Raw genomic sequence first — 14,424 nt, 5'->3', positions numbered from 1 at the left:
CAGTCTACCGCCGGTGGTAGAGCGCCTTTCGCCAGTACTCGGGCTCCGTCGTGGCCAGCACGCCGAGCGAGCGGAAGATGCCCTCATCGACCGAACCGAGGATGGTGGTGATGTGGGCATCGCATCCGCGCAGGGACTGCAGCTGCTCGAGAGCGAGCCGCGCGTTGTTGTCCGCCGATGCGGATGCCGACAGAGCGATGAGCACCTCGTCGGTGTGCAGGCGCGGGTTCCGGGACCCCAGGTAGCGCGTCTTCAGCGTCTGGATCGGTTCGATGGAATCGGGCGAGAGCAAGTGCACTTCGTCGTCGATGCCGGCGAGCTTCTTCAGCGCGTTGAGCAGCACAGCCGCCGACGGCCCCAGCAGGTCGGAGGTCTTGCCTGTGACAATCTCGCCGTCCGGCAGTTCAAGCGCTGCACCCGGGTTGCCGGTGCGTTCCGCGACGGCCAGAGCGGGACCGACCACCGGACGGTCCCCGACCTTCAGCCCGGCCTTCCGCATGACGTTCGCGGCGCGGTCCGGATCATCGGGGGCTGCATCACCCCGGCGCGCGTCCACCTGCGCGGCCAGGAAACGGCGGATGATCTCTTGATTCGCCGCGTACCGGCACGCCTCATCGTCAGAAATGCAGTAGCCGGCCATGTTCACGCCCATGTCCGTGGGGGACTGGTAGGGCTCGGTGCCCGTGGCCTCACGCAGCAGCGCCTTGAGCAGCGGGAAGACGTCGATGTCCCGGTTGTAGGAGGAAACTTGCTCACCGTAGGCGGCCAAGTGGTATTGATCGATGACATTGATGTCGTCGAGGTCCACTGTCGCGGCCTCGTACGCCAAGTTCACCGGGTGCGACAAAGGCAGGTTCCAGATGGGGAAGGTCTCGAATTTGGCGTACCCCGCCTGGATTCCACGCTGATTGTCCAAGTAGACCTGGCTCAGGCACGTGGCGAGCTTGCCGGAACCCGGGCCGGGCGCGGTCATCACCACGACATCGCGGGAGGTCTCAACATAGTCGTTGCGGCCGAAGCCCTGCTCGGAAACGATCGTGGAGATGTCGTTCGGATAACCCGGGATGACGTGGTGCAGGCTCACGGTGACACCGAGGCTCTCCAGTTTGTCCCGGAACGCATCAGCCTGCTCGGAGCCCTTTTCGTACTGGGTGATCACCACGTTGTCGACGAGGAATCCGCGCTCACGGAAGACGTCGATAAGCCGCAAAACCTCGTCTTCGTACGTGATGCCCAGATCCGCGCGCACCTTCTGGCGCACGAGGTCCCCGGCGCCGACGCAGACAATGATCTCCACCTCTTCCTTGATGCGCTCCAGCATCGCGATCTTATTGTCGGGCGTGAAGCCCGGCAGAACGCGGGAGGCGTGGTGGTCGTCGAAAAGCTTGCCACCCATCTCGAGGTAGAGCTTTCCGCCGATTTCTTTGCGGCGCTCCGAAATGTGCGCCGACTGCATTTCAATATATTTCTCGCGGTCAAAACCGATGCTGTACACCACTATGTTCCCCGTGCTCCTTCGCTTGGATACCTTGCGAGAATACGCCCGCCTGACCCCATAAGGAAGCGCACCACGCCCGGAAACCCGGGTGCGGTGCGCTTGCCTTCTCTGCTTACTGTCGGCTTTCTACCTGGTCAGACTCCTAAGCGAGACCGTGAGCCGCCTTGAACTCGCGGCGCTTGGCGTGCAGGATCGGCTCGGTGTATCCGGCCGGGGACTCGGTGCCCTTGAAGATGAGGTCCTTCGCCGCCTGAAAGCCGATGGACTTGTCGTAGTCCTTGGCCATCGGCAGGTAGTTCGGGTCGCCGGCGTTCTGCTCGTCGACCTTGACCGCCATGCGCTCGAGGGAGTCGAGGACCTGTTGCTCGGTGACCACGCCGTGAAGGATCCAGTTGGCCAGGATCTGGGAAGAAATGCGCAGAGTAGCGCGGTCCTCCATCAGGTCCACATCGTGGATGTCCGGCACCTTGGAGCAGCCCACGCCCTGCTCGACCCAACGGACCACGTAGCCCAAGATGGACTGGCAGTTGTTGTCCAGCTCCTCGGCCTTCTCCTCGTCGGACCAGTTGTCGCCCGCGGTGTTGACCGGAACGGTGAGCAGGTCCTTCAAGGAATCGCGGCGGCCCGCCGCGCGCAGCTCGTCCTGCACCTCGTGGACGTCGACCTGGTGGTAGTGGGTGACGTGCAGCGTCGCACCGGTCGGGGAGGGGACCCACGCGGTGTTGGCGCCCTCGCGCGGCTGGCCGATCTTCTTCTCCAGCATCTTGGCCATGTGCTCGGTCTCTGCCCACATGCCCTTACCGATCTGGGCGCGGCCCGGAAGATCGTGCGCGAGACCTGCGTCGACATTGTGGTTCTCGTAGGCCTGCTTCCACGGCGCGGTCTGCATATCCGCCTTGCGCACCATCGGGCCGGCGTGCATGGAGGTGTGGATCTCGTCGCCGGTACGGTCCAGGAAGCCGGTGTTGATGAACACGAGGCGCTCGGCGGCTTCCATGATGCAGGCATCCAGGTTCACGGAGGTGCGGCGCTCCTCGTCCATGACGCCCACCTTGACGGTGTTCTTCGGCAGGCCCAGGATTTCCTCCACACGGTCGAAGATCTCGTTGGTGAAGGCGACCTCCTCCGGACCGTGCTGCTTCGGCTTCACGATGTACATCGACCCGGTGCGGGAGTTGCGGTGCGGGTTGTCCTCGCGCAGGCCCGGGATCGCGGCGGCTACCGTGATCAAGCCGTCAAGCAGGCCTTCCGGCACCTCTTCGCCGTCGACGAGGATCGCCGGGTTAGTCATCAGGTGGCCGACGTTGCGGCACAGCATCATCGCGCGGCCGTGCAGCGTCTCCTCGGCACCGTCCTTGGTGGTGTAGACGAGGTCATCGACCTGGGTGCGCTCAAAGCTCTTGTCGCCCTTTGTCACCGTCTCGGAAATATCGCCCTTGTTCAGACCGAACCAGGTCTCGTACGCGGCGGCCTTATCAGTGCCGTCGACAGCCGCTGCGGAGTCCTCGAAGTCCATGATCGCGGAGACCGCGGACTCCAGCAGGACGTCGGCGACGCCGGCGCGGTCGGTCTTGCCCACCGGGTGCTCGCGGTCGATCTGGATGATCAGGTGCAGGTTGTTGTTGCGCAGCACGATGCCGGACGGATCGTTCTTGTCGCCCTGGTAACCGAGGTAAGCCTCCGGGTTCTTCAGCGCGACCTCATTGCCCCCGGCGGTGATCTTCAGGGCGCCGTCTTCAGTGACCTCGTAAGAGTCGACATCGGCGTGGGATGCGCCCTCGAGCGGGACAGCCTCATCGAGGAAGGTGCGAGCCCACTCGATAACGCGGTCGCCGCGGACCGGGTTGTAGCCCTTGCCCGGCTCGGCCCCACCGTCAGTGGGGATGACATCGGTGCCGTACAGCGCGTCGTAAAGCGAACCGTAACGCGCGTTAGCTGCGTTGATGGCAAAACGGGCGTTGGTGATGGGAACGACCAGCTGCGGCCCCGCGACGTCGGCGAATTCCGCGTCGACGTTCTCCGTGCGAATCGCGCCATCGAGCGGCTGGTCCACCAGATAGCCGATGGAACGCAGATACTCCTCGTGCGCGGCCGGATCGGGCTGGCCCGGGTTCTCGCGGTAGTACTGGTCCATCTGCTCCTGCAGCTCGTCGCGGCGGGCGAGCAGCGCCTTATTCTTCGGAGTCAGGTCCGCGAAATAGGAAGCGGTGTCAGCCCAGAACTTCTCGGCGTCGATGTCGATCTCCGGCAGAAGCTTCTCCGTCACAAAATCGTAGAGCGGTCGGGCGACCTGCAGCCCTGCGGCCTCAACGCGCTCGGTGCGGTCCTCGAATTGCGGCGTAGTCATCGAATGAGATCCTTTCAGCCTGTTGAAATGTATGACTCCAGTCTAGTGGGGCCAATGCGCGCACCACACCACATTCATGTGTCAGTGTTAGGTGGACGTTGCTGGCAAGGTTAAGTGATTACGGTCACCAGTGGTTAACTTTCGCGTTACCGGGGCGCGGAACTACCCCCGAAATCGTGAATCACCGTGCCCCCTCATGCCCGCTCAGGGCTTGCCGCACTTTCAGGGTGAAATAATCATTCGTGCAGGATTAAGGGCTTTCCGCTTATCGACGCCCCCACGTTTCGGGGGGACATCCCCGCCCGTAGGGGCGGACTCAGGCCAGTCAACTCACCCCCTTAAACCAGCGTGAAACGGGTCACTGTTGACGTTTCGCATGACGCTTGGGAATACTGAACATGAACGCAAGAGCGTGGCTCACTTCACTTTATTGTTGTGAGAGTCTTCCATCACACACCCACTGAAAGGGGACAAGCACTATGACCACCACTGGACAGGCTCGTACTGCTCAGGAAATCCAGAAGGACTGGGACGAGAACCCCCGCTGGAAGGGCGTGACCCGCGATTACACCGCAGAGCAGGTCGCTGAGCTGCAGGGCACCGTCGTCGAGGAGCAGACCCTCGCACGTCGCGGTTCCGAGATCCTCTGGGAAGGCATCACCAAGGGTGACGGTTCCTACATCCACGCTCTGGGCGCCCTGACCGGTAACCAGGCTGTGCAGCAGGTGCGTGCTGGCCTGCAGGCTGTCTACCTCTCCGGCTGGCAGGTCGCAGGTGACGCAAACCTCTCCGGCAACACCTACCCGGACCAGTCCCTGTACCCGGCTAACTCCGTCCCGAACGTTGTGCGCCGCATCAACAACGCTCTGACCCGCGCAGACCAGGTCTCCCGCGTCGAAGGTGACACCTCCGTGGACAACTGGCTCGTCCCGATCGTCGCTGACGGCGAGGCCGGCTTCGGTGGCGCCCTCAACGTCTACGAGCTGCAGCGTGCAATGATCCAGGCCGGTGCCGCTGGTACCCACTGGGAGGACCAGCTCGCTTCCGAGAAGAAGTGCGGCCACCTGGGCGGCAAGGTCCTCATCCCGACCCAGCAGCACATCCGCACCCTGTCCTCTGCCCGTCTGGCAGCTGACGTTCTCAACGTCCCGACCGTCGTCATCGGCCGTACCGACGCTGAGGCCGCAACCCTGCTGACCTCGGACGTCGACGAGCGCGACGCGAAGTTCCTGACCGGTGAGCGTTCCGCTGAGGGCTACTACTACGTCAAGAACGGCGTCGAGCCTTGCATCGACCGTGCGAAGTCCTACGCTCCGTACGCCGACCTGATCTGGATGGAGACCGGTACTCCGGACCTCGAGCTGGCGAAGAAGTTCGCCGACGGCGTCCACGAGGAGTTCCCGGACCAGCTCCTGGCCTACAACTGCTCCCCGTCCTTCAACTGGGCTTCCCACCTGGACGAGGAAGAGATCGCCAAGTTCCAGAAGGAGCTGGGCAAAATGGGCTTCGTGTTCCAGTTCATCACCCTGGCTGGCTTCCACGCCCTCAACTACTCCATGTTCGACCTGGCTCACGGCTACGCTCGCGAGGGCATGCCGGCGTTCGTCGACCTGCAGAACCGCGAGTTCAAGGCTGCTTCCGAGCGCGGCTTCACCGCTGTGAAGCACCAGCGCGAGGTCGGCGCAGGCTACTTCGACCGCGTCGCCACCACCGTCGACCCGAACTCCTCCACCACCGCCCTGAAGGGCTCCACCGAGGAGGGCCAGTTCTAAATAGGACTGCCGCAGCCGGCTAACCCCGGCTAACAGATGAAGAGCCAAGGGACCTGCCCCGCGCAGGTCCCTTTCTCGTTCCCGCACCGGGCCTCCGTCCGCCACGTAGACTCGGGCCAAACATCCAGCTGAACATCATTAATCAACACCAGACACCCAAACTTCCAGACACCGAGGAGTGACCATGGCCGACATCCAGTTCATTGCCACCGCCGACATCGCCGACATCCACGACACCGAAGTGCGCAGCTGCGACATCCAGTTCCGCGACCTCGGCGGCAACACGGAGTTCTGCGGTGAGATCCACACCATCTCCTGCTTCCAGGACAACGGCCTGGTCAAAAAGACGCTGAATTCGCCGGGGGAGGGCAAGGTGCTCGTCGTCGACGGCCACGGCAGCATGCACACCGCCCTCATGGGCGACATGATCGCCGCGGCCGGCGTGGAGAACGGCTGGGCCGGCGTGATCATCAACGGCCCGATCCGCGACTCCGCCGAAGTGGCCACGATGAACTTCGGCTGCAAGGCGTTGGGCACGAACCCGCGCAAGTCGAAAAAGGACGCCGTGGGCGAGGAGAATATCGTCCTGCGCCTCGGCGGAGTCGACTTCGTGCCCGGCCAGTACGTCTACGCCGATTCCGACGGTGTCGTCGTCTCCGAATCCCCCGTCGAACCGAAATAGAACCTCCCTTGTAACCTGGAGGAATGCCTGAAGGTCACGTTCTCCACCGCCTCGCCCGCACCCTCAACGCAGACTTCCGCTCGGGCCCGGTGGAGGTGACCAGCCCGCAAGGCAGGTTCGCGGAAGAGGCGGCGCTTATCGACGGCTCCCTTCTCACCCGCGCCACCGCCCACGGCAAGCACCTGTTCATCTCCTTCCGAAATGAACAGACCGGACACGACCACACCGTGTACATCCACCTGGGGCTGATCGGCTCACTCCGCTTTGAACCCGCGGAGGAGGAGTGGGGCCAGATGCGGCTGCACATCTCCAACGGTGAGACAGCCGCGAACCTGCGCGGCCCGCAGAAATGCGAGTTGATGACGGAAGGGGAGGCGGCTGCGATCGTCGATAAGTCCGGCTTCGACCCCATCGTCGACGTGCACCCGCCCGAGGCTCTGTGGGAATGCGTGCACCGCTCGAAGCGCGGAATCGGCTCCCAGCTGATGGACCAGAAGCTCTTCGCCGGCGTGGGCAATATCTACCGTGCTGAAGTCCTGTTCCGGCACGGAATCGACCCTGTGCTGCCGGGCAACCAGCTCGACCACAGCCAATTCGACGCCATCTGGACCGATCTCTCCGAGCTGATGGCGTACGGCGTTGAACACGGCCGCATCGACACTGTGCGTCCCGAGCACACTCCCGAGGCCATGGGACGTGCCCCCCGCAAGGACGATCACGGCGGCGAAGTCTACGTCTACCGCCGCGCCGCCGACCCCTGCTATGTCTGCGGCACCCCGATCGAGACGAAGGTGGTCGAGGGCCGCAAGCTGTACTGGTGCCCCGGCTGCCAGTAGTCGAACAAGCCAAATACCCCGCAGGCGGCGGGGGCGCTGGGCGACGCTCGTCTGAGGCTAGCCCTGGCGCACGTGGCCGTCGGAGACCTCGATGACGCGGTCGCCGTCGCCGATCAACTCGGTCTCGTGGGTGACGATGAGGCAAGCCGGCCCCAGTTCCTCGGTGACATTGCGGAGTAGCTTGATGATCTCCTGGGAACGGTTGGTGTCCAAGGCGGCGGTGGGCTCGTCGGCAAGCAGGAGGCTCGGTGTGCCCATGAGTGCGCGGGCGATGCCGACGCGCTGGCGCTGCCCGCCGGAAAGCTGCTGCATGCGGCGGTCGCCCAGGCCAGCGAGTCCCACGAGCTCGAGCAGCTGGTCGGCGTGGGCTGCCTTCTCCTTGAGCGCCTTGCCGCGCACACCGCGGATGTGCTCGGTGACCAGCAGCTGGTCGCGCACGGTGAGGGAGGCGATCAGGTTCGGCTGCTGGAAGACCATTCCGATGCGGTTGAGGCGGACCTCGTCGCTGATCGGCTCGCCGGCCACTTCGACGGAGCCGGAATCGGGAGTGAGTAGGCCCGCGGCGGCGGACAACAGCGTGGACTTGCCGGAGCCGGAAGCGCCGACGACGAACGTGACGGTGCCCGGGTCAGCGGACAGGGTGGCGTTGTCCAGCGCGGTGATGCGGCCGTCGCCGTCGGGGAAGGTGACGGTGACATCCTTCATCGCCAGGGAAGGCACGGCGCTGGTGGTGGACTGGGACGGGCCGCGGAGATCAGTAGCGGTAGTCATTTAAGCTGCACCTCCAAGTGCGAGTTGCGGGTCAACGCGGGAGATAGAACGGGTGGCGAGTGCGGCGCCGCCCATGCCGAGGATCCAGATGGCCACGGCCGGAAGGATGACGCTGGCGGGAGTGAGAACGAACGGAGCTGCCTTCGCGGCCAGAAGGCCCAGACCAGCCGCGGCCGCGGTGCCGATGAGCGCGCCGATAGCGAGGATGACGGCCGCCTGACCAATGCTGTCCTTAAGCAGGTAACGGTTGGACGCGCCGATGGCTTTGAGGATGGACAGGTCGCGGGTGCGCTGTGCTGTCCACACGCTCAGGAAGGCGACGGTGACCAGGGCGGAAATCAGGTACAGGAAGCCCTGGATCATCTTCAGCGAGCCCTGCTCGGACGAGTATGCGGGAAGCGCGGAGAAGGAGCCCGACACAGAGGTGGAACCCTCCGGCGCAGTGTCCTTGTTCTCCGACAGCTCGACCGTGCCCACTGCATCGGTGTGCATGGCGGCCTGCCAGGTCTCAGTCGGAACCCACAGCACAGGGGAGTGGGAGAAGTACAAGTCTTGAGCCTGGGCATCCACCGTGACGGGGGCACCGCCGATAGTGATGGACTCGCCGTCGGAAAGCTTCAGCGACTCAGACGCGATGGCGTGGTCGCCTAGGACCTGCCCAGTCGGCAGCTCGGTGCCGGAAGGAAGGCCGAGGATAGCGACAGAATCCTCCGAGCCGTCAGCACGCGTCATCAGCGTCTGACCGGTGCCCAGCGGGATAGTTCCTTCATCGGCGTGGGCGATGCGGGAGGTGGTGTAGGACGGGTTCTCCGGGTCCTCGAAGGTCACGGCGGCGGGGTCCAAGGCTTCAAGCGCAGATGTGTTCTGCTTGCCCAGTCCGGCGGTGAGCCCGGTGAGCATGACCACGAGGAAAGTCACCAGCGCGACGACGCCGGCGATAAGGCCGAACCGCCCTTTGGCATTCAGCAAATCTCTCAGTGCAACAAACATGACCTTATTTTGACGTCTACGCAGGTCAAAGCACATCGGGTGAGTGGGCGATTTACCGGTCAACCGATCGGTTGATTGGGGGGTGCACCAATGCGTGAATGCGTGCGGCGGAGGTTGGTCCGGCCTGCGTTATACGGTGAGTAGCTGTGAAGACCACCAGCCGTATCCTCGCTTTCTTCCGTGTCAGCCTGCACGTGCTCGTCGCAGTGCTGCTCGCCGTGGGCTTGTTCAGCATCCAGGACTCGCGCGTTCCGGCGCTGACGATTTGCCTCGCCGCAGTTTTCGCGGGGCTGTACCTCGCCGGAACGGTACTGCACCACCGCGGCAAGGAATTCCCGCGCACAGCCGGCTGGGCGTGGCTCGCCGTTGTCGGCGCGCTCTGGATGGCGTTGGTGTGGTCGTCCACGACCTTTGCCTGGCTGGAGTTCCCGCTGGTCATGCTGGCGTGCTACCTTCTGCCCGCGCCGGTCGGGATCCTGGTCTCACTGGCGGCCGGGGCGTTCACGGTGTTCGTCATGGCACCGGAGTCGGACGTTGCGGGCATCATCGGTCCGACCATCGGCACCCTCGTCGCGGTGGTAGCCAGCTTCGCCTACCAGGCTCTGCGCGCGGAGGCGCAGCACTACCGGCAACTTGCCGCGCGCCTCGAGGCCACGCAGATGGAGTTGGCGGAGAGCCAGTACCAGGCAGGCGCCCTGCAGGAGCGCACGCGTCTCGCGCGCGAGGTGCACGACACCATGGCGCAGGGGCTGAGCAGCATTGTCCTGTTCGGCCGCGTAGCAGCGGGACACCTCGAGTCGGGCGACCCGGCGCGGAAGGGCAAGGCGCAGGAGATTCTGTGCACCATCGTCGACACCGCCAGCGAGAATCTGGCGGAGGCCCGACGCTTCGTCGCCGCGAATTCGCCGGAGGCTGCTCCACTGGGGGAGCGGCTGGAGGCAGTGGCGGCGTCGGCACGCAGCAGGCAGAAAGCTGTCGACGCACCGTTTGACCTCACCCTGGTCGCCAATAGCGCGGACCAGATCACGGGCGCGGCCGCCGACGTGGTCGAGCGTGTCGTGCGCGAGGGCCTCAGCAACATCGTGCGGCATTCCCACGCGGACAAAGCTGTCGTCACGGTGGAGAAACTCGGTACTGTCGCCACCGTGGACGTGTTCGACGACGGCAGTGGTGTCAAGCGCCCGGAGGGCCACGGGTTGACCGGCCTGCGCGCCCGCGTCGCCGAAGTCGGGGGCACGCTCGAACTCGAAAGCTCGCCGCGCGGCACCGTGCTCGCGGCACGAATCCCGCTGGAGGACTGATGGTCCGCATCATGCTTATCGACGATCACCCGGTCGTCCGCGCCGGCTTGCGCGCCGTGCTGGAAAGTGACGGCCAAATCGAGGTGGTCGCCCAAGGTTCCGACGGCACTGCCATCGAGGACCTTCCCGAGGATGTCGACGTCGTGGTGACGGATATCCAGATGCCCACGATGAATGGCATCGAGGTGGCCCAAAGACTGCAGGCGGCCGGCGGTCCGCCAGTGCTCATCCTGACCACCTACGACACCCAGGCCGATGTCGTGGGCGCGATGGAGGCCGGCGCGCTGGGGTACGTGCTCAAGGACGCCCCCGAGGAGGATCTGCGGGCCGCGGTCCTCGCCGCCGCGAAGGGCGAGCGCACCTTGTCCCCGCAGGTGGCGAACGTGCTGGCGGAGCGCCTGACCCGCCCCGATGTGGCACTCAGCGCCCGCGAGATCGAGATCCTCGAAGCCCTGGCCACCGGCGCTTCCAACCGGGATATCGCCGCCCAGCTCTTCATATCCGCCGCGACAGTGAAGACTCACCTGGTGCACATCTACAGCAAGCTCGGGGTGGACAACCGCACCGCTGCCATCGCCGCGGCACGTCAGAAGCGCATCATCCAGTAGCTCACAGCTTGTCCCACTACCGTGGGAAGCATGGTTTACGCGTACACAGCCGAACAGATCCTCGCAGCCGAAAAACCCCTGCTGGATGCTCAGGTCAGCACCGATGAGCTGATGAAGTCCGCCGCCCACGCCGTCTTCGAAGCCGCCGAGGCGATGCTCGCCTGGCCCGACCCCCTGGCGGACTTCCAGCAACACCGGAAGACACTCCTCTTGGTCGGCAAGGGTGGAAACGGCGGGGACGCGCTCTACGCCGGTGCTGAGCTCGCCCTATCCGGCCACACCGTCGACGCGTGGCTGGCGTGGGGGAGCGCCCACGAACCGGCACTGGAAGCCTTCCGCAACGCCGGCGGCACGGTGCTCACAGAATTACCCGACGACGTGCGCGAATACCGCTTCGCCATTGACGGTCTCACTGGTCTTGGGGGCGCCGGCAGCCTCGACGAGCAGAGCGGCCGCGTCATTCAGGGCCTTGCCGACTGGTACTCCCACGTGCTTGCCGTCGACGTCCCCTCCGGCATCGATGCGGACACGGGCGAAAAGGGCGAGTTCCACGTCACCGCCGATGCCACCGTCACTTTCGGCGGCTGGCGCCTGGCCCACGGTCTTGCCCCCGAGTGCGGCATCCAGCTGCTCGCCGACCCACACCTCGCCGACGGCCGGTCCATCAGCGATAACCTCTCACCGCTGGCTGCCCCCGCCATGCTCCACCGCGCGGTCAGCGATGAACACGAGTGGCCCGAGGGCCTCGCACAACTCAGCGCGACCAATGTGCCGGATATGGAGCCACGCTTCCACGACGACAAGTACACCGGCGGCGTCGTGGGCATCCGCGCTGGCAGTGACACGTATCCCGGCGCGGCGGTCCTGTGCGTTAAAGGCGCCGTGCACGCCACCCCGTCGATGGTCCGCTACGCCGGCCCCCAGGCACTCGAGGTGGTGCGGGCGCTGCCAGAGGTCGTCGTCACGCCCAATCTGGAAGACGCCGGCCGCGTCCAAGCGTGGGTCTTCGGCCCCGGCACGGGCACCGACAGCATCGCGCGCAGCGAGCTCGCGTATTTGCTCGGCCGCGACGAGGCATTGCTTATCGACGCCGACGGCCTCACCCTTCTCTCCCTCGACCCCGAGCTGCGTGATCTGCTCCGTAATCGCAATGCTCAGACGATGCTGACCCCGCACGACGGCGAATTCGCCCGGCTCCGCAACGCGGAGGGCATCGCCGAGTCCGACCGGCTGGCAGAGACCCGCGCGGTGGCCGAATCATTCAATTGCATGGTTCTGCGCAAGGGGCGCACCACGGTCCTGTGCAACCCCCGCCACGAATCCGCGGACTCCGTCATCGATGCCGGCACCTCGTGGGCGGCCACACCCGGCTCCGGCGACGTGCTCTCCGGAATCACCGGCGCGCACCTCGCTCAGACAGTCGCACGCTGGGGTAACGATGCCTTCCTGAGTGATACTCAGCCCGTGGTCATCCACGCCGTCGCTAGCGCACTCGCATCCCAAACCCCGTTCGGTCCCGCACCCGCCCGCGCCTCTGCCATCGCGGAAGCCGTGCCCGCCGCGACGGCGAAGCTGCACCAGTTCAGCGGTCTGCCGGCAGCTTCCACACAGCGGTAAGCAGCGCGAAGACGCCAATCACGCCTGGGCCGACAATGGCCAGGTACCAAGGCCAACGCCCGAAGAGATTCAACGGCGACCACCCGCGCGGGTGGTCGGCGACGAACATGTAATTGCCGCCGGTGAATTTGTTCATCGTCGCGGCGAATGCGCCCCATGCCAGGGTCACGCCCGTGATCATGCGCCAGTCTTTCCAGCTCGGACGGTACCCCAGCCCGAAGGTGAGCACGACCGGCACGACACTGGCCGCCATGTGGAAGTACCAGTAGGCGACCTCCTGCAGCACCTTGTTGTCCTGGACGAACGCCATGTCCGGGAAGAACAGCGCCATCGGGTTGAGGAAAAGGCCCCAGTAGTAGCTGATGGCCGTCGCCGTCGGGTTGCCGGTGCCCAGTGCCAGGGGAGTGATCACGCGCAGTGCGTCGGTGATGTGGAAAGGAGCAGTCTCATCCCACACGAGCCGCTTCGGATTGAGCACCCAGAGGTAGTACGCCAGGGTGATGATGCCCATGATCGCCCCGGCCACCTTGCGCGAGGCCTTCACGACCGAACCTGGCAGTCTCTTCACCGCCACCACGAGGATCCCGCAGAGCATGATGAAAAACACCATGAGCACCAGATGCTTCTGGTCGTACTGCGTGATCGTGGGGTAGGTCTTGCCCGTGTGCTTCGACGTCCACGGTGCGGGTTGATAGGGCATTACTTCTCCGTTTAGCGACTGAATCTTCTAAAGTTGTACCACTTAAGCGGAACACTTGAATGGAAAACTGAATGCTCTGTTAGCAACGTGGTCGAAAGCCGTTTAGCGTGTCGGTGTGACTACCAATTCCGCGCGACCTTTCCCGTATATTCCGCTTTCCGCGATGGGCTTCGCGGCCTTCGTGTACGTGACCTTCGAGATGTTCTCGGTCGGTCTGATCACCCCGATGGCCCGGGACCTCGGTGTGAGCGAAGGCCAGGTGGGCCTGTTGATGACTGCCTACGCCACCATCGTCGCCGTGGTGACTATCCCTCTGATGGAGGTCACCCGGAAGTTCGACCGGAAACCGGTGTTCATGGCCACCCTGGTTTTCCTGCTCGGCGGCATCGCGTTGCAGGCGAGCGCGGCCAATTACTGGGTGCTCGCCGCCGGGCGGATTTGCGCCGCTGTGACGCACGGCCTGTTCTGGTCGTTGGTCAACCCCATGGCCGCCCGCCTGGCGCCGCGGGGCATGACAGGCAAAGCCGTCGCCGTGGTCTCTCTCGGCTCCACCATGGCGCTCGTGGCCGGCTCGCCGCTGACCACGCTGATCGGTAACGCTCTGGGCTGGCGCACGGCAACGTGGGTGCTGGGAATTCTGGTGGCTCTCGCATTCACCTTGCTGCTGTTCTTCCTCCCTTCCATGCCCGCGGTACCGCCGGAAGGCAGGCCGGAGGGGGAGCAGCAGCGTTCGGCATTGCCTGCCCTGGTGCTCTACCTGGCACTGGTCATCACGGCGCTGTTCTGCACGTACACCTACCTGGGCCTCTTCCTGCTGCACACGGCCGGGCAGCAGTTCGTCGCCTTGGGTCTGGCCGCCTACGGCCTGTTCGGCATCGCCGGGGTTATCGCAGCGGGTCGGCGTGCAGACCGCCGCATGATCCGCATGAACATCCTCGGCACCGGTCTCATCGTGCTCGCGGGGCTCACGGGCGTGCTCGCACTCGCTGTCAGCGGCGGTTCCTACGCCCTCGGCTTAGCTCTCGCCGTCGGCGTCGTCGGTTTCCTCGGACTGGCCGGCGGCGGCCTACCCACCGTTGCCACCACGATCTTCCTCTTCGCGGGCAGCGCGAATCAAAACCGCGCCTCGTCAATCTACGTGGTCACGTTCCAGGTCGGCATCGCCAGCGGATCCGCGATCGGATCCTTGCCCGTGGACGCGGGCTTCTTGCCGGGCACACTCCTCATCACCGCAGTCCTCGGCGCCCTCGCCTCCGTGGAGTTGAGCCTGCGCGCCCGCCCGCTGCTGCGTTAGCTCATGTA

At 64.9% G+C, this 14,424-nt stretch carries 12 protein-coding genes; 7 read left to right on the top strand and 5 right to left on the bottom strand.

From position 1 onward, the window contains the following. Positions 1–4 precede the first annotated feature (4 nt). Both QYR03_RS08420 and QYR03_RS08415 read right to left on the bottom strand, forming a co-directional pair. Positions 5–1,498 carry a DUF1846 domain-containing protein gene (locus QYR03_RS08420; RefSeq protein WP_301712640.1) on the bottom strand — a complete coding sequence of 498 codons (1,494 nt, stop codon included), beginning with the start codon at positions 1,496–1,498 and terminating at the stop codon, positions 5–7. A gap of 142 nt (positions 1,499–1,640) precedes the next feature. Continuing rightward, on the bottom strand, positions 1,641–3,845 hold the full coding sequence (locus tag QYR03_RS08415) for a malate synthase G (RefSeq protein WP_301712641.1): 2,205 nt from the start codon (positions 3,843–3,845) through the stop codon (positions 1,641–1,643). A gap of 479 nt (positions 3,846–4,324) precedes the next feature. Between QYR03_RS08415 and aceA the strand changes: the two genes are divergently transcribed. The 3 genes from aceA (at position 4,325) to QYR03_RS08400 (ending at position 7,135) form a co-directional block, all read left to right on the top strand. After that, complete coding sequence (gene aceA, locus QYR03_RS08410) at positions 4,325–5,617, top strand: isocitrate lyase (protein WP_259849435.1); 1,293 nt, start codon at positions 4,325–4,327, stop codon at positions 5,615–5,617. Between the two features lie 184 nt (positions 5,618–5,801). Continuing rightward, a complete protein-coding gene (gene rraA / locus QYR03_RS08405; protein ID WP_301712642.1) occupies positions 5,802–6,299 on the top strand; it encodes a ribonuclease E activity regulator RraA in 498 nt (165 codons plus the stop codon). Positions 6,300–6,322: 23 nt separating this feature from the next. After that, positions 6,323–7,135: an Fpg/Nei family DNA glycosylase gene (locus tag QYR03_RS08400; protein WP_301712643.1), complete on the top strand. Its 813-nt coding sequence runs from the start codon at positions 6,323–6,325 to the stop codon at positions 7,133–7,135. Positions 7,136–7,192: 57 nt separating this feature from the next. On the opposite strand, the gene QYR03_RS08395 is transcribed toward QYR03_RS08400, so the two are convergent. Both QYR03_RS08395 and QYR03_RS08390 read right to left on the bottom strand, forming a co-directional pair. Beyond that, complete coding sequence (locus tag QYR03_RS08395) at positions 7,193–7,906, bottom strand: ABC transporter ATP-binding protein (RefSeq protein WP_301712644.1); 714 nt, start codon at positions 7,904–7,906, stop codon at positions 7,193–7,195. Beyond that, positions 7,907–8,896, bottom strand: a complete 990-nt coding sequence (locus QYR03_RS08390) for an ABC transporter permease (protein WP_301712645.1) — start codon at positions 8,894–8,896, stop codon at positions 7,907–7,909. Positions 8,897–9,042: 146 nt separating this feature from the next. Between QYR03_RS08390 and QYR03_RS08385 the strand changes: the two genes are divergently transcribed. The 3 genes from QYR03_RS08385 to QYR03_RS08375 are packed head-to-tail and all read left to right on the top strand — an operon-like array spanning position 9,043 to position 12,422. Beyond that, positions 9,043–10,197, top strand: coding sequence for a histidine kinase (locus tag QYR03_RS08385; RefSeq protein WP_301712646.1), 1,155 nt, complete (start codon positions 9,043–9,045; stop codon positions 10,195–10,197). Further along, positions 10,197–10,805 carry a response regulator transcription factor gene (locus QYR03_RS08380; RefSeq protein ID WP_301712647.1) on the top strand — a complete coding sequence of 203 codons (609 nt, stop codon included), beginning with the start codon at positions 10,197–10,199 and terminating at the stop codon, positions 10,803–10,805. The genes QYR03_RS08385 and QYR03_RS08380 overlap by 1 nt, the downstream gene beginning before the upstream one ends. Positions 10,806–10,835: 30 nt before the next feature. Then, complete coding sequence (locus tag QYR03_RS08375) at positions 10,836–12,422, top strand: bifunctional ADP-dependent NAD(P)H-hydrate dehydratase/NAD(P)H-hydrate epimerase (RefSeq protein ID WP_301712648.1); 1,587 nt, start codon at positions 10,836–10,838, stop codon at positions 12,420–12,422. Here QYR03_RS08375 and QYR03_RS08370 read toward each other — a convergent pair. Next, complete coding sequence (locus QYR03_RS08370; protein WP_301712649.1) at positions 12,388–13,122, bottom strand: TIGR02206 family membrane protein; 735 nt, start codon at positions 13,120–13,122, stop codon at positions 12,388–12,390. The two genes, QYR03_RS08375 and QYR03_RS08370, sit on opposite strands and share 35 nt — an antisense overlap. A gap of 163 nt (positions 13,123–13,285) precedes the next feature. Between QYR03_RS08370 and QYR03_RS08365 the strand changes: the two genes are divergently transcribed. Next, on the top strand, positions 13,286–14,416 hold the full coding sequence (locus tag QYR03_RS08365) for an MFS transporter (protein ID WP_301712753.1): 1,131 nt from the start codon (positions 13,286–13,288) through the stop codon (positions 14,414–14,416). Positions 14,417–14,424 lie beyond the last annotated feature (8 nt).

Origin of the sequence: Corynebacterium sp. P4-C1, assembly GCF_030503595.1 — a bacterium.
Classification (GTDB): domain Bacteria; phylum Actinomycetota; class Actinomycetes; order Mycobacteriales; family Mycobacteriaceae; genus Corynebacterium.
Note: the sequence above shows the minus strand (reverse complement) of the source record. Positions and strands in the feature narration are given on the sequence as shown.